The 21,716-nt window shown below is 49.3% G+C and carries 22 protein-coding genes; 10 read left to right on the top strand and 12 right to left on the bottom strand.

Annotation, left to right across the window (positions count from 1 at the left end; genetic code table 11):
* Positions 1–34: 34 nt before the first annotated feature.
* The 5 genes from NIES2104_RS26835 to bchD all read right to left on the bottom strand — a co-directional run bounded on the left by NIES2104_RS26835 (position 35) and on the right by bchD (position 4,034).
* Positions 35–307 carry a hypothetical protein gene (locus NIES2104_RS26835; RefSeq protein WP_059001408.1) on the bottom strand — a complete coding sequence of 91 codons (273 nt, stop codon included), beginning with the start codon at positions 305–307 and terminating at the stop codon, positions 35–37.
* A 41-nt stretch (positions 308–348) separates the two neighbouring features.
* Positions 349–531, bottom strand: a complete 183-nt coding sequence (locus NIES2104_RS26830; RefSeq protein WP_059001407.1) for a hypothetical protein — start codon at positions 529–531, stop codon at positions 349–351.
* Between the two features lie 169 nt (positions 532–700).
* Positions 701–925, bottom strand: coding sequence for a hypothetical protein (locus tag NIES2104_RS26825; RefSeq protein ID WP_059001406.1), 225 nt, complete (start codon positions 923–925; stop codon positions 701–703).
* 111 nt (positions 926–1,036) lie between these two features.
* The gene (locus tag NIES2104_RS26820) at positions 1,037–1,945 is read right to left on the bottom strand and encodes an alpha/beta fold hydrolase (RefSeq protein ID WP_059001405.1); all 909 of its coding nucleotides are present in this window, start codon (positions 1,943–1,945) and stop codon (positions 1,037–1,039) included.
* 52 nt (positions 1,946–1,997) lie between these two features.
* Positions 1,998–4,034 carry a magnesium chelatase ATPase subunit D gene (gene bchD, locus NIES2104_RS26815; protein ID WP_059001404.1) on the bottom strand — a complete coding sequence of 679 codons (2,037 nt, stop codon included), beginning with the start codon at positions 4,032–4,034 and terminating at the stop codon, positions 1,998–2,000.
* 107 nt (positions 4,035–4,141) lie between these two features.
* Here bchD and NIES2104_RS26810 point away from each other — a divergent pair, with 107 nt between their 5' ends.
* Positions 4,142–5,314, top strand: coding sequence for a DNA double-strand break repair nuclease NurA (locus NIES2104_RS26810; protein WP_059001403.1), 1,173 nt, complete (start codon positions 4,142–4,144; stop codon positions 5,312–5,314).
* On the opposite strand, the gene NIES2104_RS26805 is transcribed toward NIES2104_RS26810, so the two are convergent.
* Entirely contained in the window at positions 5,315–5,671 is a 357-nt protein-coding gene (locus NIES2104_RS26805; protein WP_059001402.1) for a tetratricopeptide repeat protein, read from the bottom strand.
* A 147-nt stretch (positions 5,672–5,818) separates the two neighbouring features.
* Here NIES2104_RS26805 and NIES2104_RS26800 point away from each other — a divergent pair, with 147 nt between their 5' ends.
* A complete protein-coding gene (locus NIES2104_RS26800; RefSeq protein WP_059001401.1) occupies positions 5,819–6,424 on the top strand; it encodes a DUF4126 domain-containing protein in 606 nt (201 codons plus the stop codon).
* Here NIES2104_RS26800 and NIES2104_RS26795 read toward each other — a convergent pair.
* Together NIES2104_RS26795 and NIES2104_RS26790 are read right to left on the bottom strand one after the other, a co-directional pair.
* Positions 6,399–6,959: a Uma2 family endonuclease gene (locus tag NIES2104_RS26795; RefSeq protein WP_059001400.1), complete on the bottom strand. Its 561-nt coding sequence runs from the start codon at positions 6,957–6,959 to the stop codon at positions 6,399–6,401. The two genes, NIES2104_RS26800 and NIES2104_RS26795, sit on opposite strands and share 26 nt — an antisense overlap.
* A 33-nt stretch (positions 6,960–6,992) precedes the next feature.
* Positions 6,993–7,493, bottom strand: a complete 501-nt coding sequence (locus tag NIES2104_RS26790; RefSeq protein ID WP_059001399.1) for a L,D-transpeptidase — start codon at positions 7,491–7,493, stop codon at positions 6,993–6,995.
* A 156-nt stretch (positions 7,494–7,649) separates the two neighbouring features.
* Here NIES2104_RS26790 and dnaK point away from each other — a divergent pair, with 156 nt between their 5' ends.
* Both dnaK and NIES2104_RS26780 read left to right on the top strand, forming a co-directional pair.
* The gene (gene dnaK / locus NIES2104_RS26785; protein ID WP_059001398.1) at positions 7,650–10,091 is read left to right on the top strand and encodes a molecular chaperone DnaK; all 2,442 of its coding nucleotides are present in this window, start codon (positions 7,650–7,652) and stop codon (positions 10,089–10,091) included.
* 95 nt (positions 10,092–10,186) lie between these two features.
* Positions 10,187–11,176, top strand: a complete 990-nt coding sequence (locus tag NIES2104_RS26780; protein ID WP_059001397.1) for a DnaJ C-terminal domain-containing protein — start codon at positions 10,187–10,189, stop codon at positions 11,174–11,176.
* A gap of 194 nt (positions 11,177–11,370) precedes the next feature.
* On the opposite strand, the gene NIES2104_RS26775 is transcribed toward NIES2104_RS26780, so the two are convergent.
* Positions 11,371–11,577 carry a hypothetical protein gene (locus NIES2104_RS26775; protein WP_059001396.1) on the bottom strand — a complete coding sequence of 69 codons (207 nt, stop codon included), beginning with the start codon at positions 11,575–11,577 and terminating at the stop codon, positions 11,371–11,373.
* Between the two features lie 109 nt (positions 11,578–11,686).
* Positions 11,687–12,019, bottom strand: a complete 333-nt coding sequence (locus NIES2104_RS26770; protein WP_059001395.1) for a DUF565 domain-containing protein — start codon at positions 12,017–12,019, stop codon at positions 11,687–11,689.
* A 30-nt stretch (positions 12,020–12,049) separates the two neighbouring features.
* On the opposite strand from NIES2104_RS26770, the gene NIES2104_RS26765 reads away from it, so the two are divergent.
* Complete coding sequence (locus tag NIES2104_RS26765; protein WP_059001394.1) at positions 12,050–13,255, top strand: homocysteine biosynthesis protein; 1,206 nt, start codon at positions 12,050–12,052, stop codon at positions 13,253–13,255.
* 71 nt (positions 13,256–13,326) lie between these two features.
* Here NIES2104_RS26765 and NIES2104_RS26760 read toward each other — a convergent pair whose 3' ends face one another.
* Entirely contained in the window at positions 13,327–14,514 is a 1,188-nt protein-coding gene (locus NIES2104_RS26760; RefSeq protein WP_059001393.1) for an RNA-guided endonuclease TnpB family protein, read from the bottom strand.
* 116 nt (positions 14,515–14,630) lie between these two features.
* Between NIES2104_RS26760 and NIES2104_RS26755 the strand changes: the two genes are divergently transcribed.
* Both NIES2104_RS26755 and NIES2104_RS26750 read left to right on the top strand, forming a co-directional pair.
* On the top strand, positions 14,631–15,788 hold the full coding sequence (locus tag NIES2104_RS26755; protein WP_059001392.1) for a low temperature requirement protein A: 1,158 nt from the start codon (positions 14,631–14,633) through the stop codon (positions 15,786–15,788).
* A gap of 1 nt (position 15,789) precedes the next feature.
* Positions 15,790–16,644, top strand: coding sequence for an alpha/beta fold hydrolase (locus tag NIES2104_RS26750; RefSeq protein ID WP_059001391.1), 855 nt, complete (start codon positions 15,790–15,792; stop codon positions 16,642–16,644).
* A gap of 28 nt (positions 16,645–16,672) precedes the next feature.
* On the opposite strand, the gene NIES2104_RS26745 is transcribed toward NIES2104_RS26750, so the two are convergent.
* A complete protein-coding gene (locus tag NIES2104_RS26745) occupies positions 16,673–17,740 on the bottom strand; it encodes a hypothetical protein (protein ID WP_225895293.1) in 1,068 nt (355 codons plus the stop codon).
* A gap of 590 nt (positions 17,741–18,330) precedes the next feature.
* On the opposite strand from NIES2104_RS26745, the gene NIES2104_RS26740 reads away from it, so the two are divergent.
* From NIES2104_RS26740 to NIES2104_RS26730, 3 genes are read left to right on the top strand one after another with little or no spacing between them, the layout of a single operon-like run.
* Positions 18,331–19,707, top strand: coding sequence for an efflux RND transporter periplasmic adaptor subunit (locus NIES2104_RS26740; protein ID WP_059001390.1), 1,377 nt, complete (start codon positions 18,331–18,333; stop codon positions 19,705–19,707).
* 3 nt (positions 19,708–19,710) lie between these two features.
* Positions 19,711–20,928, top strand: a complete 1,218-nt coding sequence (locus tag NIES2104_RS26735; protein ID WP_059001389.1) for an ABC transporter permease — start codon at positions 19,711–19,713, stop codon at positions 20,926–20,928.
* 2 nt (positions 20,929–20,930) lie between these two features.
* Positions 20,931–21,650, top strand: coding sequence for an ABC transporter ATP-binding protein (locus NIES2104_RS26730; RefSeq protein WP_059001388.1), 720 nt, complete (start codon positions 20,931–20,933; stop codon positions 21,648–21,650).
* Positions 21,651–21,716: the final 66 nt, after the last annotated feature.

Raw genomic sequence — 21,716 nt, 5'->3', positions numbered from 1 at the left:
GCTCGATCGCTCATCATCCATCAGATGGACGACTTCAAACTACACCGACAAACGCCGTTGCCCGTACAGATAGAACTGGGGTTCCACCAACTGAAGCTCCACCTGCCGCCGCACCTGCCGCCGCACCCGCTGAAGCACCTGCCGCACCTGCCGGAGTCACCACGCCTGCGACCTCGACTGCATAAGCGGTAGCTGTATCCGCCACAACCTTAACGGGCGGAATGTGAACCGAAAGTCTGCCGCCCTGCACTCGATCGGAGTGATACTGCTCACAAAAACTCAGATCCGAAATTTCAACTGTCCTCATGATTCATGTCTCCTACAAAATTGTGAGAAAACCACCTAAATTTAGTGATAAACACGCGGCGCAGCAAACACGACCGTATAAGTTGAAGTCAAACTTACTGTCGTCGCTACGCTCAGTTTGTTGCCAACCGCCTCCGCGCTGCCGTTGGCGAATCCGAATGCAAACACTCCTCCCGAAATCGGTCTTGTCTCTGCGTTCAGATGATCAAGATCAGAAATAATCACTCGCTTCTCCTTTGACCCTAACAGTACACTTTTGGACAAAGAAATCGCTGAAAAGTCCCACTCGAACTGTCAGCGATTTATAACGATGAATTGCTTCAAGCAATGAAGCGATTTAACTTCTAAAGTCGTGTCACAACTCAAGAAGTTAAATCACAAACTTCTTTCAGCGTTAGTACGCGACACTGCCGGATGTGGAGCCTGAGTAAGCAGCAGCAACACCCTTGCCAGAGAGAGCGATTGTATTAGTGTCGGTGTAGGTTGCCGCGAATTTTTGACCAATCGCAGTTGCGTCCGCATCTGCGTATGCAATTGCGAATCCGTATTTCTTGCCACCACCACTGATGCTGGTTTCTTCGGAAACGACTTCGATGTAGTTTAAGTCAGTGATAATCATGTGAAACTCTCCTGTAGTTCTGATGATGTTTTCGAGAAATCAACCGCTTTGGCTGATGTCATTACTGTAGGAGAACTCACTTTGACGGTGTTGCCAGATTGGCAGATTTGTTTAGCTATTTTTTGATTCGGTTGCTGTTTGCTCGATCCATCGTTGCAGAATCGGGTTGACGAGTTCGGGGGCTTCATCTTGGGGACAGTGCCCGACGTTCGGGAGTGGAATGAATTCTTTGACTTGCGGATAGTCTGCAAATTTTCGACCGAGCGCGATCGGTTCCCAAGGATCTTTTTCGCCCCAAAGCACGATCGCGCAACAAGGCAGTTTCGGCAACAGATCTTCAGGTAAAGGTCCAGAAGAATACCCAGTAAATGCAATAAATACGGCTGTCGCCCCTTGATCTGAAGCTGCACCGAGTAGCAGTTCTACTAATTCATCTGTGACCGCTTCGGAGTTTACATACGCTTTAAGCAGAATGTTTCTAACCGCTTTTGGTTTAGCAATCTGACTGAAAAACCATTGTCCAAACGCTTGATTTTGCAGGACTTTTTGTAAAATCGGCGCACCGATGCGTTTAATCCAAGGCTGTGTGGCGCGATGTCGATCGTGCAATAGTCTCAATGAGCAATTTAATAAAGCCAGCGATCGCGCAATTTCAGGATGATCGACCGCTGCCTGCATCACTGCAATACAACCAATCGAATTTCCGATCAAGACTGCTGGCTCTCCGATCACTTCACGGCAGAAATCCGCAATCTGATCGCCCCAAGTTTCAAAGGTGTATTCGATTTGCTCAACGGGTTTCGGTTTAGCGGATTTACCGAAGCCGATAAGGTCGATTGCATACACCCGACAATTTTTTGCCAGTTCTGGAATGTTTTTGCGCCAGTGGAAAAACGAAGCTCCGAAGCCATGCACGAGAACAACGGGAATCCCTTCGGTTCCTTGCGCTTGATAAGCGACTTGGAACCCTTTCCACATCCAGATCTTGTATTCCGTTGAAACTGTAGGAGCCGTGATCATAATTGCATTCTGAACGCACTCTTTAAGCGTACAGAATTTGTGAAGTTTTGTGTCACTTCGTTTTCATATCGGCGATCGCATTTCGGGCAACTCCTGCGATCGCGGCATCGGTCGCTTTTGGCAAGTGATGATACTTTCCGCCCGCTTGTTTCGCGAGTTCTTTGGCAAATCCAGTTGAGATGAATTTGTTTTCGGTATCAATCACTAAGAGCTGAATGCCCAGAGCGCGGATTTTTGCTGCAAGTTCGAGCAATTCCCCTTTGATATCAGGTTTTTCACCTTCGGGAATGGTTTCACCGAGAGATCGAGCGAGTGGAATGTTTCCACGTCCATCGGTAATCGCGACAATCACGACTTGTCCAATGTCTCCGGATTGTTTTGCATTCAGTCCGACTCGAACGGCTTGAGTCAGTCCATGAGCTAAGGGAGAACCGCCACCACAAGGTAAGCGATCGAGCCTACGTTTTGCGGCTTCAATCGATCGAGTCGGCGGTAAGAGAACTTCAGCCTGTTCACCTCGGAACGGAATCAATGAAACTTGATCTCGATTTTGATACGCCTCTGTAAGCAAGCTTAAAACAGCACCTTTCGCGGCATTCATGCGATTGAGTGCCATTGATCCAGACGCATCCACGACAAACACGATCAATGCACCCGCTTTTCGTGCCAGTCGTTTTGCTCGAATGTCCGTTTCTTCAACAAAGACCCGTTTACGACCAGCCGGAAGTTCTTCGGATCTCGCTCTTCTCGATTTTTGATAGGGCGCAGCAGTTCTGAGCGTTGCATCGACTGCAATTCGTCGAACTTTCCCTTTCGGAAGCATCGGTTTAATATAGCGTCCGCGATCTTCAGAAAGTACGATCGTGCGGCTTCCCGATTTTCCTTGTCGCGTTGCCATCTGAGCAAAGTACAACACTTCAGGATCAAGAATTACGCCCTCTGGATCAAAGACGAATTCTTCTGGAATGTTGGGTGTATCTTGCTCTGGTTGGTCTTCTGGTTCGTCTTGGTCTTCCTGATCTTCTTGCTGGTCTTGCTCTTGATCAGATTGATCTTGTGGTGGGGGTGGCGGCGGGGGTGGCGGGGCTTCTTCAGGTGGAGTTTGAACGATCGTCGATCGAGGAATAATCACCAATTCGACCGCCTTCCTCAAGTCCTCTGCATTCACCTGAGTCCGACCTTCTAAAGCGGCATGAGCTTTTGCCACTCGAAGCGCGAACAATTCCGCTCGATGTCCTTGAACTCCGCCACGAACGGCTTCAGTGACTAAGTACTCAATCTGATCTGAACTAATCTGAACATCTTTGAGCCATTCTCGCGCCAAGATAATTTGTGTTTTCAGCGCGTCAATGTCTTCGTTGTATTGTTCGAGGAATGTTTGAGGCGAATTAGAATAGCGGGTTGCTTGTTCCACGGCTTGAACTCGATCGTCAAGTCCCAACACCACATCCGCAGAGAGGGAAATCGCAATGCGATCGAGCAAATGTTCTCGCAATGTTCCTTCTTCAGGATTGTAGGTTGCAATCAACAACGGCTTACAAGGATGCTGGAAACTAATGCCTTCGCGCTCGATTTGATTGCGTCCATCAGTTAAAACTGACAGCAATAAATTAGAAATCTGATCATCTAAGAGATTGATTTCATCAACATACAACACGCCTCGATTTGCTTCTGCCAACAGTCCAGGCTGAAAGACCGTTTCACCTTGTTTGATCGATTGACTGACATCAACTGATCCGAGTAGTCGATCTTCCGTCACACCTAATGGAATCTGCACAAAAGGAGCGCGAATGATTTCGGTCGGGACTTCTTCGACATTCCCGAATTGTTCTAGCGTGAAATCATCCCATTCTGCGATCGCGTTCGGTTCACAGTTGCTGACCGAATCTTTCACAGCCTCGATCGGCGGCAGAAGTGCATGAATCGCCCGCGCCATCACAGATTTAGCAGTTCCGCGTCGTCCAGCGATGACCACTCCACCTAAACCTGGATCAACAGCAGCAAGAAGCAGCGCGAGTTTAATCGCTTCTTGACCGACAACGGCAGCGAGGGGAAATGCAGTAATTTGAGAATCGATCGTGGCAGGCATTGATAAATTTGAATTGCTATTAGATCCACAATACCAAGATCTGGGTGTGGATTTCGCCGCGATCGAAAACGTTTGATATAGTACTTCAATACCAACTGGTGCGAGTCATGCCAACCAAGCCTTCTGAGATTTTGAGCTTGCTCGATCGTAAACGTGAGGACTTCATGTCGTTCGATCGCTCTGCCCTTCAAGCGCTCCAACAGTACGGAACCGCACTGATTCAGATGTCGCAGAAGTCCGATCGAGCATTACTCAGCGCATTAGAGGATATGCAGGACTGTGGAGCAAGACCGGTCGAGCCGTTGGGACTGTTTCCGGAATGGATTATGCACTCGAATCTAAGCTGGCAGAATCGCGAGGAAAGTTTGGAATGGGTGCGCGATCGCATTACCGGAATTTCGACTTTCTCGGTGGATGGCTCTCAAATCTATCCGAGCAAAGATTTCTCGATTCCGGTTGCCTTAGTACAGATTGGCTGGTTTGAGAACGATCATCTTGAAGCAGGCAAGTACGAGAAAGACATTACTCTCGATGTCATGACTCCGAATGATTTGAAAGTGGGGCGGGGTGATTTAGCCGATCGCAGAGTAAACTTACGACGCTTTGAAATGGAATGCGATCGCATTGTTCAATACATGGAAGAACATGCAGGAAGCCAAACTTGTCTCGCGTTCTTTGATGGCTCATTGATTGCGACTTTTTCAGAAGCCTTCGACGAAGAAACCCGGATGTTCTATATCCGATGTATTCGGAGTGTTTTACAAGCAAGTGAAGATTATCGTGTTCCGGTTGTTGGTTATGTGGATACTTCGAGTGCAAGAGATCTCACAGAAATGTTGCAGCGATTGTGTAATCTGCCTGAAAGCAAAACGATTCACGATGCTCAATTGTTGAACCGCGCTAAAAATCAGATGCAGTGGGGCGATCGAACTCCGCTATTTCTTTGTCAACGTCCTGGAGTGCGCGATTTGTATGGCAGTCATCGCGATCGTATTGTGTTCACTTACCTGAAAACGAATCGCGATAGTTATCCGGCTCGAATTGAACTACCGCTGTGGATTTATGAGGAAGGTTGGCACGATCGTATCTTAGATTGGGTTCGGGCTGAAGTTGTAATCGGGGGTGGCTATCCTTATGTGATTGAAACAGCGGATCAGGTTGCCGTGTTGAAAAATGACGATCGACAAACCTTTTATCGATTGCTGCAAGATTGGGCAGAGAAAGAAGATCTCACCCTCCGACTGTCGCGCAAAATGATCAGTAAAGCTCGACGGCGATAGTTACGCAAATACTAATTTCTGTCTTAGTCCGATCGAAGCTCTTGCATGAATGTAAGCAGGATCAGGATAGTGATCAATTGCTCGATCGTAAGATTCGATCGCATTCCCATACGCGCCCATCTCCATCAATAGCAATCCGCGATTAAACCACGCCTGATGATAATCAGGTCTGAGGAATGTAGCTCGATCGTAGTTCTGTAATGCTTCTGCATATCGTTTCAGAGCAGAAAGCGCATTAGCGCGAAAATTCCAAGCTTTTGAGCAGTTCGTATCTTCTTGAATGGCTTGATCGAAATGTGCGATCGCTTCTACATATTCTCCACGCTGACAACATTCACAGCCTTTCTCTAAATTCATATTCAGCACCTAATACCCAGCACTTTAAGTATCTAATCAATGTTCTCTACCGTCTGGGTGGGATATCTCGACTCGATCTGATTCGGTTAGCAGAGTTGATGAAACGCGATCGCCTTCTACACTAAAAGTGGCATTGAGGGCAAACCAGTGGATCTAACATTTAATACAGTTATTGAACTTCTTTTAGGAATTAGCTTAAGTGCTGCGGCTGGATTTCGTGTCTTCATTCCGCTCTTAGTTCTGAGCGGTGTTTCAGTCTTTGGGCATTACGATTTACCCACTGATTTTGATTGGATTGAAAGTATGCAGGCGTTTGATTTGTTTGCGATCGCCAGTGTTCTCGAAGTCATTGGCTATTCGATCCCCTGGTTTGACCATGCTCTAGATTTTCTCGCGACACCTGCGGCGATGATTGCAGGCACGATCGTAGCGGCTTCCGTTGCACCTGATATGAATCCGTTAATTCAGTGGACATTAGCGATCGTGGCGGGTGGCGGAACTGCTGGAATTACAAAATTGCTTACGAATGTACTGAGAGGAACTTCGACAGCGGCTTCCGGTGGATTGACTAATCCGATTTTTGCAGCGGTGGAATTAGCGATCGCGCTTCTACTATCTGTTCTTGCAATCACGGTTCCGGTCATTGCTGGACTGCTCGTGATTGGATTCTTTGGTTTCGGAATTTATCAGCTTACGAAGGTGATCAAACGCTGGCAGACTCGCAAAGTTAGCCCAGAATCTCGTCAATCGTAATCGACACATTCGGAAAGGCTAAAAGCTCGATCGATTGTCCGCGTCTGTAAGTCTGAAGCGATTGATATCCGCTTGCACTCGGTTGCCGATAGACTTCGACTAACTCTGCATTCACATCCACGATCCAAGCTTCGGTGATGTTGTCTTCGGCATAGAGCGGAATTTTGACACTTCGGTCATACCGAATCGTTGAATCTGAAACTTCGACTAGCAAAAACACATCATTGGGAGTGGGATGGGCAGAGACGTAGAAATCTGCACGCGGTCTAAGAACTGCAATATCAGGCTCCGGCTCCGAATATTCATCGACCTCAACCGGATTTTGGGGCGAAATCAAAACTTGCTGACCAAATTTGTCATAAAACAATCGATTCAATCGTCTTACTCCTGCTGCATGTCTCGTTCCAATCGCCGCCATCTCTACAATTTCTCCGCGAATTAACTCTACACGATCGCCTTCTTGGAGAATTCCGGTTTCGATCATGCGGTGATATTGCTTGACCGTGAACAATCGCTTCATCACTTCGGCTGTCATGGCAAAACCTCCGGCAATAGTACATCTAGATTATCATTCAACGATCACAGGAGTCCCGATCGACACCTTTTCAAACAGCGCAACGACATCCTTATTTCGCATTCGGATACAGCCATGAGACACGGCTTGCCCGATTAATTCCGGTTCGTTCGTGCCGTGAAATCCAAGTTGCGTTTTGCCATCTGTCCAAAATCCAATCCAGCGAACACCTAACGGATTATTTGGACCCGGTTGAATCATTTTGCCTGTTTTGAAATTCTTGAAAACCGGATTCACTTCTTTTGAAAAGATCTGATACTGACCGGGCGGCGTTTCCCAACCGGGTTTTCCGATCGCGATCGCATAACTTGCGATAATCACTTTCCCTTCGTACAGATAAACCCGTCGCAATTTTGGGCGTACTACCACGCGAATCTCATTCGTTTGCGGTTCAGATAACGTAATTTCAGCCGTCGATCGCCAATCTGGAACCGCAATTGCTTGTGTTTCTCCAAAAAACACCCATACACTAACGAAGGCAAGAATCCATTTCATACCGCTTTAACTTTCACGCTATTAATATCATTCCGACTGATTCCGCTAAAATTATCAAGCTTCGATCGACACATCTGATCAGCCTGAACAACGGATGTGGAAGTGACAAGATAGAATAAGTCCAGAAAACCTTATGATCGCAGGCTAGAAAAGCGAATGGGTAGAGTCGTTGGGATTGACCTGGGTACAACCAACTCGGTCGTGGCAGTCATGGAGGGCGGTAAGCCAGTAGTCATCGCCAATGCCGAAGGGATGAGAACTACGCCGTCGGTCGTTGGCGTAAATAAAGACGAGGAACGCCTGGTCGGACAGATGGCGCGTCGTCAAGCGGTGTTAGACCCGCAGAATACGTTTTTTGAAGTCAAACGCTTCATGGGACGCAAATACAGCGAACTCAGTCCCGAATCGAAGCGGGTTCCTTATACCATTCGCAAAGACGAAACGGGAAATATTAAGCTGAAATGCCCCAGACTCAAGCGAGATTTTGCACCTGAAGAAATTTCGGCGATTATTTTGAAAAAATTAGCCGATGAAGCCTCTCGCTATTTGGGCGAACCTGTGACCGGAGCCGTGATTACCGTTCCTGCTTATTTCAATGATGCTCAACGGCAAGCGACACGAGATGCCGGACGAATCGCAGGATTAGAAGTCAAGCGGATTTTGAACGAACCGACTGCGGCATCGTTGGCGTATGGACTCGATCGCGTTCAGAGCGAAACGATTCTGGTGTTTGACCTCGGTGGCGGTACGTTCGATGTCTCGATTCTCGATGTCGGAGATGGCGTATTTGAAGTGAAATCAACCAGCGGCGACACTCAACTAGGGGGAGCCGAATTCGATAAAAAAATCGTCAACTGGCTGGCAGAGCAATTTTTAGAGCAGGAAGGAATCGATTTACGCAAAGAACGCCAATCGTTACAGCGACTCACTGAAGCCGCAGAAAAAGCGAAAATCGAACTTTCGGGCGTGGGTGTGACTGACATTAATTTGCCGTTTATTGCAGCGGATCAAGACGGTCCAAAACACTTGAATACGCGACTGACTCGATCGCAGTTTGAAGGCTTGTGTGAAGACTTGCTCTCTCGCTTGAGAAATCCCTTGAGAGAAGCCTTTCGAGATGCGGGACTGTCTCCACGCGATATCGATGAAGTGGTCTTAGTCGGTGGCGGCACCCGAATGCCAATGGTGCAGGAAGTGGTCCGATCGCTGATCAATCTCGAACCCAATCAGAACGTCAACCCTGATGAAGTCGTCTCGGTCGGAGCCGCAATTCAAGCCGGAATTCTCGCAGGTGAAGTGAAAGATATTCTCCTGCTCGATGTCACTCCGATTTCAGTCGGACTCGAAACGATCGGCGGCATTATGAAAACGCTGATTCCACGTGGAACAACGATTCCGACTCGTCGATCGGATGTGTTCTCAACCTCTGAAGACAACCAAACTGTTGTTGAAGTTCACGTTCTTCAAGGAGAACGATCGATGGCTTCGGGCAATAAATCCTTGGGGCGCTTCAAACTGATGGGCATTCCCCCTGCACCCCGTGGAATTCCGCAAGTTCAAGTGGCATTTGATATCGATGCGAATGGCATTCTGCAAGTGACCGCAATGGATCGCACCACTGGACGCGAACAAAGCATCACAATTCAAGGCGCATCGAACTTGAGTGCGATCGAGATCGAGCAAATGATCGAAGATGCGAAGCGATACGCTGACCTTGACGATTTGAAAAAAGAAAAAGTCGAAAAACGCAATCGTGCTGAAGCGATGACTTATCAAGCTGAACGGCAGTTACGAGAGGCGACTTTGGATTTCGGCTTCCAATTTGTTTCACCGTATCGCAATCGCATCGAACCATTGGTTCAACGACTGCGGGAAGCACTGGCAAATAATGACGATCGCGGAATCGATATTGCTGAAGCTGACCTGAAAGATGCCCTTTACGATCTCAATCGCGAAGTCTATCAGCAGAACAAACTCGAAGAAGGCGAAGGCGGCATTCTGCAATCGATCAAAGACTTCTTCTTGGAAGATGATGACGATTACTACTACGACAATCGCCGCGATTACCGCGATGACTACTGGAACGGTGGACGCAGCGGATATGCGCTAAATCCTGCTCCTGAGCCTCCTTATCGTCCGAATTATCCAACCCGCGACGAATACCGCGATCCCTACAGTTCAGGTGGTCGATCGACTCCACGAGACGATTACGGTTCTAGTCGATCGACTCCCCGCGACGATTACAGTTCTGGAACCCGATCAACTCCCCGCGATGATTACGGTTCTAGCAGTCGAACGCCACGCGATTCTGACTTTAACAGTCCACCCCCGCGTCGGAGTTCTGATCCATACCGCGATTCCTCTCAGAACTCCGAATACTACGATTACGGCACACCTCGCCAAGATCGATCGCCTCGTGGCAACGACGATTCTATTCCGCCCCGTCGCGACAATTATGATGCGCCGCCTCGGAGTCGCTCGGATTACGATGCCGACTATTACAACGATCGATCCAGCCGAGATGATACGCCTCGTAAACGTCCGTCTCGTCCCAACTATCAACAAGACAATTGGGATGATGAAGACGATTGGCTGTAGAAAATTAGGGACAAAGAGAGTTGCTCCGAATCTCTCAAACAGTGCTACACTCTAGTCCCTAGCCTTCCTCCCTTCCTTTCTAGTGCTGTTTTCCTATGCAAAGTTTCCGCAATTATTACGAGATTTTGGGCGTTGCGAATGATGCGTCGGCTGATGAAATTAAGCGATCGTATCGACGATTGGCGCGGCAATATCACCCGGATCTCAACCCCGGAAATAAAGCAGCAGAAGACAAATTTAAAGCGATCGGAGAAGCTTACGGAGTGCTGTCTGATTCAGTGAAAAGAGCCGAGTACGACCAATTAGGAGGATTCTGGAAACAGCCCGGTTTCGGACGGGGCGGACGAAACGATAAAGAAAAGTTTGGCAAGTTCAGAACGTTCAACGATTTCTATGATGAGATCCTGAGTCGGCGGACTCCTGCACCAGAACCCGAATTCGATCCAGTTCCCCGACGTACTCAAACGACTCGAACCGTTCGCACGGCAGCGCCCCCTCCTCCTCGGCAAGAACCCGATCCATTTCGTCCAGGCACCTCGAAAGAGAGCTACACGGTGAAACCTCCCAAACAGAAACGGGATGCAGAGGCACGATTAACGGTTCCGCTGGAAAAAGCGTATTCAGGTGGGCGGGAGCGAATTCGGCTCGAAGATGGTCGATCGCTGGAAGTCGATATGCCGCCCCACATGGTGAGCGGGCAAAAAGTTCGATTAAGAGAACAAGGGGTCAACGGTGGCGATTTGTATCTCAACATCGAAGTGTCGCCGCATCCGTTTTTCAGGTTAGAAGGCTCAGATATTAGCTGCAAATTGCCAATTACGCCAAGTGAAGCGGTTTTGGGTGCGCCTGTTGAAGTGCCAACGCTCGATGGATTAGTGAAAATGGTGGTTCCAGCGGGAGTACGATCGGGACAGCGATTACGACTGGCAAATAAAGGCTATCCCGATGTGAATGGTGATCGGGGCGATCAGATTGTTGAATTGACGATCGCGATTCCGAAAGAGTTGAGCGAACAAGAACGTGAACTTTACGAGAAATTGCGGCAAGCTGAAACCTTTAATCCTCGTAAAGATCTTCCGGTTTAGGGCGTGTTGAAATTTCTCGCTTCGTTCGCGTCCGCCCTAGAATAGAATTCGGGGCTAACAGTGCGAAGTCCGTTGAAACGGACTGGGGATACTCCACTTGGCTTTTAGTCCCCTTCAGTGGACTTCGTTCGATTAGCCCCGAATTCCATTCCGGGGCGGGTGAGCAACGGAGTGAAAAAGCTCTAATCAAGGCTCTAATCTTCCGGCAAAATCCACTGAGTCGGTGTAGACATTCGTTCTAGCGCCTTTTTCCGCACGGCTTCTTCCGCGATTGCCAACATTTGATCGAGCGGTGTATCGCTGATAAATTGGCTGGCTTGTTCGGTGTATTCACGATTCGGACATTTGTCGCCCAAAACACAGCCGTTTTGACACATTTCAGCACAATTAATTTCTGTCATTAGTCTCTCCAGAGTCTTTGATTGCGTGTTCTCATAAAGAATTCATCCAACCGTTATTTTAGCGGTTGTCTGCGATCGCGCTTCTCCCCCCATGAGAGAATCGAGATCGTTAACTTCCGAGTTTGAACGCTTCGAGAAACAAGCTGTAAATCAGTCCGAGTTTGAGCGCATTGAGAAATTCTGCAATCAGCATTCGTCGAAACCGCGAACTTCCCCCGTATGTGAATCGACTTACCACTTCGGTCGCCAACAAAAGCACAAACGCCTGAACGATATCGAGTTCTGCTTTCTGACCCGCGCTAGTTGAAATCGCACTGCCTAAGAAAAAGCCCAACAGTAACCCGATAATGAGCAAAGAGGTTCGCCGCCAAGGATTGCGAAAAAACTGATTTAGTTGTCCTGCGGTCGTATCCACGATCGTACTTAGCCGCGTATTCTGCATAAATTCAAGTGCCCCAACTCTTTCAACAGTATGCGAACTCTTGCCGAAATTAATCAAAAAATCGAGCGTGGTCAAGCGATCGTGCGAACCGTGGAAGAAGTGAAAGCCCAAGTCGCAGAAATGGGAGTCGCAGAAACAGCGAAAATTGTCGATGTGGTGACGACCGGAACCTTCGAGCCGATGGAGGCTTCAGGCGCAATTCTGAATCTGGGACAGACTGATCCGCCGATCAAAATTCGACAGTGTTGGCTTGATGGGGTGCCTACTTATGCGGGATTTGGAGCGGTCGATTTGTATTTGGGTGCGTCGCAGTTGGTGGAATATCCGACCGGAGGAGAACCGCTCGATAATGACGATCGAGAATCTCCAGAGGTGCGACAGCGGCAAAGGGGCGGCGGTCATGTGATCGAGGATTTGATTGCTGGAAAATCGGTGAGTTTAAGAGCGATCGGGCAAGTGACGGATTGTTATCCGCGATCGTCGTTTGAAACGACAATTTCCCGCGACACGATTAATCAGTTCTATCTGTTCAATCCACGTAATCTGTATCAGAACTTTATTGTTGGAGTGAATGGTGGCGATCGACCCCTTTTCACTTACTTAGGTGCACTTCAGCCCCAATTGGGAAACGCTGTTTTCTCAAATCCAGGAGCCATTTCACCGTTGTTGAATGACCCCGATCTGCAATTAATCGGGATCGGTTCAAGAATCTTTCTTGGTGGTGGAATCGGATACATTGCTTGGGAAGGAACGCAGCATTTCCCACTTCAGAAGCGTTTACCGAATCGAACGCCGATCGGTCCTGCTTCCACGCTGGCACTGATTGGAGATGCAAAACAGATGGACGCGAAATGGGTGAGAGGTTGTTATTTTCGCGGGTATGGCTCTTCGTTGATGCTCGGTGTAGGAATTCCGTTACCTGTGCTGAGTGAAGAAGTAATCGCCCATTGTGCCGTTCGGGATAAAGATTTGGTGGCTCCGATCGTTGATTTTTCGATTCCGCGTCGGGTTCGTCCAACCTTCGGATTGGTGAGTTATGCACAGTTGAAATCGGGACGATTGACGATCGACGGAAAATCCGTCCGAGTCGCGCCACTTGCCAGCATTTATCTATCGCGCCAAGTGGCTTTAGAGTTGAAAAACTGGATTGAATCCGGAGCGTTTACGTTAACTGAATCGGTGGCACCCATTCCCAGCGATCGTACTTTTATCCCTCAAGATATGCGAGGCAGTTAAACTAAACTTCAGAGCGTCGGGAGAATGTTGTTGACATCCTCACCGGGCTAAACCACGGTGATTCCTAAGACTCACGACTTAGGTTTCTGCTTCTTTCCATTGCTGGTTTTTCGCAACTGCCCTTTAACCTCATGGCTATCAGGTCTTACGTTCGCTCCACAGACTGCAACGGTGTGTCCCACCGCCAAGATGTTTCGTGCCGCGTTAGTGTCCCGGTCGTGGTGTGCCCCACAGGTGGGACAATCCCACTCCCGGACGTTCAACGGCAACGATGCAACAATGTGACCGCAGTTTCCACAGCGTTTGGAACTGGGAAACCAGCGGTCTATCTTCACCAAGGTTCGACCGTACCACTTGGCTTTGTAGCTCAGTTGACGTACCAACTCACCCCATGCAGCATCGGCAATCTGCCGCGCCAGTTTGGGGTTTTTCACCATGTTTTTCACTGCCAAATCCTCGACTGCAATCGTTTGATTTTCACGAATCAGTTGAGTGGTCAGTTTATGGAGAAAATCTTTGCGCGAGTCCGCAATCTTGGCAAGAATCCGTGCGACTTGGATTCTTGCCTTGTCTCGATTATTCGAGCCTTTTTGCTTGCGACTCAGTGCTTTTTGAACTCGTTTGAGCTTCTTTCTCAGTCGCTCAAATGGTTTCGGATTTGCAATCTTTTCGTCATCACTGGTCGCAATCAGACTGGTGATGCCAAGATCCAACCCCACCGACTTCTGAACGGCTGGAAGCGGTTTGATACTCGGATTGTCCACCAACACCGAAATGTGCCAGCGTCCACTTGGACTCAAACCGACGGTGATCGTCGAGGGTTCGCACCCTTGAGGAAGTTGACGGCTCCAGCGAATCGACAGGGGTTCAGCACATTTTGCCAAAACTACTTTTCCATCTTTCCACTTGAACGCAGACTTGGTGAACTCGGCAGATCCACCATTCCGCTTCTTTTTGAAGTTCGGGTACTTGGTGCGTCCTGCAAAGAAGTTGGAGAACGCTTTTTGCAGATGTCGCAATCCTTGCTGCAACGGCACACAACTCACTTCATTCAAAAACTGGAGGTCTTCTTGCTGTTTCCACCCGGTCAACAACGCAGAGGTTTTAACGTAGTCGATGGTTTCTTGTCGTTCATACCAAGCCTCAGTTCGCGCATTCAAAGCGCGATTGTAAACCAGCCTGACACAGCCCAACGTGCGACGCAGGAGCGATTCCTGTTCAGGCGTGGGATAGAAGCGGTACTTGAAGGCTTGTTCCATACGCCACATTCTCACTTCGTTTGTGTGAGATTGCCAATCAGCGCGGCATTGAACCGCTTGATTGACGCTCCTATCCCTCCCTGCCCTAGAACGGCAGGGTTTCTCGGAGATTTCCGATGAATCGCTCATCCTCGCATACGCTGAAACTGATTAGCCGAGAAAATCGCTCCGATGAGCGTCACGCTTCCTGGTTAGAGCTATTCTTTGATCTCGTGTTTGTAGTGGCGATCGCAGAACTTGCACATTTTCTCCATGCTCATCTTGATTGGGGCGGAATTGGCACATTTGCTGCTCTGTTCATTCCGATCTGGTGGCTGTGGATTGATTTTAGCTACTACGCTGACCAATTTGATGTTGAGCAAGGCGTTTACCGCTTGGTGATGCTCGGTATTATGTTTGGCATGATCGTGCTGGCGCTAACGATTCCAGAAGCATTACAGGAAGGCTCAGCCCGATTTGCTGGGGTATACGCGGGATTGCGGTTAGTGATTGTCGGCTTGTATTTTCAGGCGTGGCGGCTTGTGCCTGAAGCGCGAGAACTCACGGGAAGATATACACTCAGTTTTACGATCGCGCTCTTGTTTTGGATGGTGTCGATCGTTGTTCCGCCTCCAGTGCGGTTTGTGCTTTGGGGAATCGCACTCTTGATTGAGATTAGCAATGGTCCGATCACCTACGCCACGATTCGATCCGTTCCGGTACAGGTATCACACATGGATGAACGGTTTGGGCTGTTTGTGATCATTGTGTTGGGCGAAGCGATCGTCGCCGTTGCGGGTGGGGTTTCGGATATCCAGTGGCAATGGCAAGAAACGATGACAGCCATCAGCGGATTTATCACGGCGGTGAGTTTGTGGTGGCTCTATTTTGAATGTGCGGAAACTTCAGTCATCAATCAGGCACTTCAAAGTAACCGAAAACGAGTTTTACTGCGATCGTATGTGTATGGATACAGCCATGTCTTGCTATTTGCAGGAATTGTAGCGGCTGGAGTTGGCATTCAGACGGCGATCGAAGGCGTGGATCGCGGGGACTTGTCGATCGCGGCTCGGACGATTCTGTGTGGTGGATTAGGCTTGTATTTGATCGGACTTAGTGCAGTGCAGTGGGCGACTGAGCGATCGCTGCCCAATTCAATTTTGCTGGGACGATTATTCGCTGCAATCGTTTGTTTTACCTTGATTGGTTTCGGGGGAGTTTTGTCGCCCGTTGCGCTGATGTCAGGTTTAACAGTAGTGTTTGTGGGTCTGATTCAAATCGAATCGCAGTATTGATATGTTGGCAACTATTCGAGACACACAAATCTACTTTGATATCGAAGGCGCGGGACTTGTTCCTCACGGGAATCAAATGCGCGAAAAGCCTGTTGCATTTCTCATCCATGGCGGACCCGGAGCCGACCACAGTTCCTACAAACCGACTTTCTCAGCATTAAGCAACAAAATGCAGCTTGTCTACTTCGACCATCGCGGACAAGGACGATCGCTGCGGGGCGACCAATCAAAATACACGCTCGATGAAAACGTCGAGGATATGGAAGCATTGCGGCAACATTTGGGACTGGAAAAAATTATCGCGATCGGTGGTTCTTACGGCGGCATGGTTGCACTCACTTACGCCAGCCGCTATCCGCAAAACCTTTCACACTTAATCGTTATTGCCACGGTTCCCGATTTTCGCTTTCTCAAACGCGCTCAGGAAATTCTGCAAGAACGTGGCACACCCGAACAAATTGCGATCGCCGAATTTCTCTGGAATGGTAACTTTGAATCCGAAGAACAGCTCGGTGAATATTTCCGCATCATGCACCCGCTCTATTCGTACACGGCTGATCCAACGAAAATGGTAAAGTCTCGAACGATTTTATCGATCGATGCGATCAATCAGGCGTTTGGCGGATTTTTGCGCTCTTACAACGTTCTCGACCAACTGCACAAAATCACCGTTCCAACTTTAGTAATTGCAGGTCGTCACGATTGGATCTGTCCGCCGGAATTCTCGGAGGAGATTGCTCAAGCGATTCCAAATGCAGATTTAAGAATTTTTGAAAATAGCGGTCACTTGATTCGAGCCGATGAACCGGAAGCATTACTCGATGCGATCGCAGGTTTCATCGTTTACAAAAAATAGGGGCGATCCGCCGACCGCCCCACTCAACCTATGCTTCACTTACTGCGTTGTCTGTGCCTTCTGGGTTCGCTTCAGCCCGCCGTTTGACTGGCTTCGGCAAGGGTTCAGTCCTCCGAGGTGCTTCGGGCTGAGCCGACTGGCTTGGAGGTCTGCGATCGCGATCTCCGCCACCCGGACGCGGACTAAACGGTCTACGTCCACCACCGCCACCCGGACGACCGCCCGGACGACCAAACGATCGACCGCGTTCTAGCTCTTCCTTCGTCTTCTTCCGGGGTGGAATCATGCCGATCGACTTCGCACTGGTAATCACTAAATCCGGTCCCTCACGCTTGACGTTGAGTTCCCAGAAGTAGCCAACCACTTTTCCGCCTAACTCGCCAAGCAACTTCAATTTGAAGGATTTCGCTTTGTCGTCTTTCTTGCGAGGCGCTTGGTTGATCTTCACGACCACGGATTTCTCTTCGGGTGTGTGGAAGATGACTTCGCCCCGAATCGAGAAATAGTTATCCTCGACTTCAGACGATGGCAAGTAGGCGGGCTGTTCGGCTTCTTCGGTTTCTTCGTCTGGCTTGCTGAGGTTTTCAGGCTCCCAAACTCCGACGATCTGAACGTGCAAATCTTCTTGTTTCTCACGAGTGCGGGGATACACCACCCAGAGATGTTCTTGTTCAAGATCCAGGTGATTTTTCACCAAGCTCATGACGCGACCAAGCAACACGGCTTCGATCGTCGTGCCATCAGCGGTGATCATCTCGCCACGGGTAAACTGTTCTTCCGAGGCTTGATACCGACCGCGCACTAGACCGATCGCACGATACTGCATCGGTTCACTGGGAGCAGGAATCGGTTGCTGTCTCAAACTCGCAGGATCAAACACTTCCTCTGGCTCCGGTGGCGTTTCCGCGACAGGCGGGGGAGGAGGTGGTGCAGTTGCCGCAGGTTGAGGACGTGCCACAGGGCGAACCAGTGGGCGCTGGGCAACAGGTTTCGGTTCAGATGCGTCTGAGGATTGGGGCATGGCAGAGCCTTCAGCCGCAGTTTCGGCGGCATAGGGTTTAGGAGGCTGGGGTGGGCGGTTTGGCAAGGGACTCATAGGCTGTCATCGTCACAGGCTGAGGGCAAAAGCAGTTCAGTCGCTTATTGTACTGAATGCAGGCTGACTTTCAAGAATCCGAACGCTTTTTTACTGGTTTACGAAAAACTTATCCAGTTTGCGCTTTTTTCGGAGTCTCTCGATTTCCTAGGAAGGTGCCATACTGGAAAATACGGCAATTCATAGAACTTCTTCTTAGCATCTCTGGCATTGCGTCAGCAATAACACTATGCCTATGATACTGATTTCTAATGCGGTCTCCGTCAGTTTGTGTCACGGATAATCTTAAGATTTCCCACGATTTAAGGCAGATCAACGGGCAAAATTGCGCCTTTCGGGAGTTTGAATATTCCAATATCGAAATCTATCGCAGAGTAGACCGCAGAGTTTCAATCTTTCGGTGGGGTCAACCGCACTGCAATTCCCAGGGAAAAGCACGTTAAAATTTGTAAATAAGAGATTCATATTGATTCATTGGAGCCGATGTCAGGAATCTTTCGGAAATCGATCGTCGTCTTCATGAAGAGTTTATATGTCATCGCTTCACTATTTATTCCTACGCTCCCTTAAAGTCTGGGTGAGTTAGATCCATGCAAGTTCCTTTTTTTGGCAAGGTTGGGAAAAGTTCGTCCCGCTGGTTGTTAGCGCTCCTCGCAACAGGCGCGATCGCTACTTCGGGGGGTGCTTTTCTGATTTCGCGGCAGTTTACCCCCCGTCAGGAAACCGCAACCATTTCTGTAGAATCAAAGACGGTGACAGCCCGCATTTCAGCGAGTGGGGAAGTCATACCGATTCGGACGGTGAATCTCAGCCCGAAAACGGCGGGTAAGATTGCTCAGTTGCTGGTGGATCAGGGCGATTCGGTGACGCAGGGGCAGGTCGTTGCTCGGATGGAAAGTCAGGATGTCGAGGCGGAACTGAATCAAGCGCGGGCGCGAGTGGCAGAAGCGCAAGCGAAATTAGATCAACTTAGAGCCGGAACCCGTGTCGAAGAGATTCGCCAAGCAGAATCGGAAGTAGAGCGGGCAAGAGGTGAAATTCGCCGGGTAGAAGGACTGGTTGCGGATGCGAATTCGGCAGTCGAGTTTGCGCGGACGCAGACGAGACGACAGCGGGAATTGGCAAGTCAAGGCGCGATCGCATCAAATGCACTCGATGAATTCATTCGCCGTGAACAGAACGCGAATCAAACCTTGAGTCAAGCACAAGCGCAATTGAGTCAATCACAGGCGCAATTAAATCAAGCGAATCAGCAGTTAGAGCAGCGTCAGAACGGAGCACGACCCGAAGAAATTCGACAGTCAGAAGCTCAGTTGCAAAATGCGATCGCTCAACTCGAACAGGTGCAAAATCGGCTTGAAGATACCTTAATTCGCGCTCCTTTTTCGGGTGTGATTACGCAGCGATATTCAACCGTGGGCGCTTTTGTCACTCCAACGACGCAAGCCACCACAGGCGCAGATGGTTCTGCTTCGACTTCGATTTTTGGGCTGGCGAGTGGGTTAGAAGTTCGGGCGAAAGTGCCGGAAGTCGATATCGGACAGATTAAACGCGGTCAGGAAGTTGATATCCGCGTCGATGCTTTTCCAGAAGAGACATTTAAAGGACGAGTGCGATTGATTGCGCCGGAAGCAGTGACAGAACGCGATGTCACTTCGTTCTCAGTGCGGATTGATATTCTGAGCGGACGCGATAAGTTGAAATCGAAAATGAACGCCAATGTGAGTTTCTTAGGCGATTCGATTCCGAATACGATCGTCGTTCCGACTGCCGCACTTTCGACACAGCGCGGACAAACGGGCGTATGGGTTCCGGGTGAAAATAATAAGCCGAGATTCCAAAGAGTCACGACTGGATTGAGTTTTGATAACGACACTCAGATCTTGGATGGAATTCAACCGGGCGATCGTATTTTCGTTCAGCCACCTGAAGGACAAAAAATAGACAACACGAATCAAGGCGGATAAGTCATGGATTTTGGTGAAAGCTTAAAGATGGCGGTAAGGACGCTCACCGCCAACAAACTTCGCAGTAGTTTGACGATGTTGGGAATGGTCATCGGGAATGCGTCTGTGATTGCGATGATCGGAATCGGGCAAGGAGCGCAGAGATTAGCCGCAGAGCAGTTCGAGTCATTGGGTCCGAATGTGTTGTTTGTGACTCCGGGAAGTGGACAGGCGCGGCAACGGACGACGAATTTACCGAGAACGCTCGTTTGGGAAGATGCGAAAGCGATCGCCGAACAGCTTCCATCGGTTGGCGGTGTTGCGGCTCAGAAAAGCGCTCAGTTTCCAGTCGTTTACGGCAACCGGAATTCATCCTCGCTGATCGTCGGAGCAACTCCGGAGTTTCTGCCCGTTCGGAGTTTTGATGTTGCAAGGGGGCGCTTTATTTCAGAGACGGATCTGAAGCGAAATCAGCGCGTTGTGGCATTGGGGGCGGATTTGGCGACTCGGTTCTTCGGGGATAAGAACCCGATCGGGGAAGAAATCCGTATCCGAAATGTCAGTTTCAAAATCGTTGGGGTGCTTCAAGCGAAAGGATCATTTCTCGGTAGCAATCAAGACGATGCTGCCTATATTCCTTTAACCACGATGTCTAGTACTTTAACCGGGCGGACTTCTCCGTATGGTTTAGATTTGACCTTTATTTCTGTGTCCGCTAGAGATGAAGCGAATATTCCAGCGGCGGAATTTCAGATCACAAACTTGCTGAGACGGCGACACAAAATCGTGAATGAAGATGATTTCACGGTGCAGACTCAGAAAGATATTCTGCAAATCGTCGGCACGATTACGAGTGGATTAACCGCGATGTTAGCTGCGATCGCTGGAGTTTCTCTTTTAGTCGGTGGCATTGGAATCATGAATATCATGCTGGTTTCTGTGACTGAGAGAACTTCAGAAATTGGACTGAGAAAAGCGATCGGGGCTTCGGGAAATGATATTCTCACCCAATTTATGATCGAAGCTGTGATTCTTTCTGCGGCGGGTGGCTTAATTGGAACGATCGTTGGTGTTGGGGGCGTGGTGATCGTTGCTGCCTTTACGCCACTTGAAGCGATCGTTGCTCCTGCTGCAATTATTCTGGCGGTGACGGTATCCGGCTCGATCGGTCTTGGATTCGGTGTGATTCCCGCTCGTCAAGCTGCCAAACTCGATCCTATTGTTGCGCTCCGGAGTGCTTAATCATGCCTCAGACGACGATTATTCGATTAGAAGGAATCACCAAAGTTTACGGGATTGAAGAAACGATCGTGCATGCGCTTGCAGGAGTCGATCTGACTGTTGAACAGGGTGAATACTGCGCGATTATGGGCGCTTCGGGGTCGGGCAAATCAACGATGATGAACATTATTGGATGTCTCGATCGACCCACTGCCGGACGGTACTATCTCGATGGTGAAGATGTGGCGCAACTCGACGATCGCGCTTTAGCTCACATTCGGAACCGCAAGATCGGCTTTGTGTTCCAGCAGTTCCATTTATTGCCGCAGTTAACCGCGCTGGAAAATGTGATGCTGCCGATGGTGTATGCGAATGTGCCTCCCGCAGAAAGACGCGATCGAGCAACCGAAGCGTTGATTCGAGTGGGATTAGAACAGCGAATGCAGAATAAGCCGACTCAATTATCAGGAGGACAACAGCAGCGGGTCGCGATCGCAAGAGCGATCGTTAATCGTCCGGTTTTGCTGCTTGCCGATGAGCCGACAGGGGCGCTTGATTCTACGACGACTCAGGAGATTCTCAGCATCTTCACTCAATTGAATGCGAGTGGAATGACGGTTGTGATGGTGACGCATGAACCGGAAGTCGCTCGATGTACTCGTCGGGTGATCTGGTTTAAAGATGGGCAAGTTTTAACGCCGTATCTTGCACCTGAAGAGGTTGGAGTGGCGACAGTGGGTTAGTAGAACTTAGCGCTCTAGCATTCGGTCGAAGAGACTAGCCAATCGCTGATTCATGTTAGGGTGAAA

Source organism: Leptolyngbya sp. NIES-2104, from assembly GCF_001485215.1.
Classification (GTDB): domain Bacteria; phylum Cyanobacteriota; class Cyanobacteriia; order Leptolyngbyales; family Leptolyngbyaceae; genus Leptolyngbya.
This window is presented reverse-complemented; position numbering and strand designations above follow the sequence as displayed.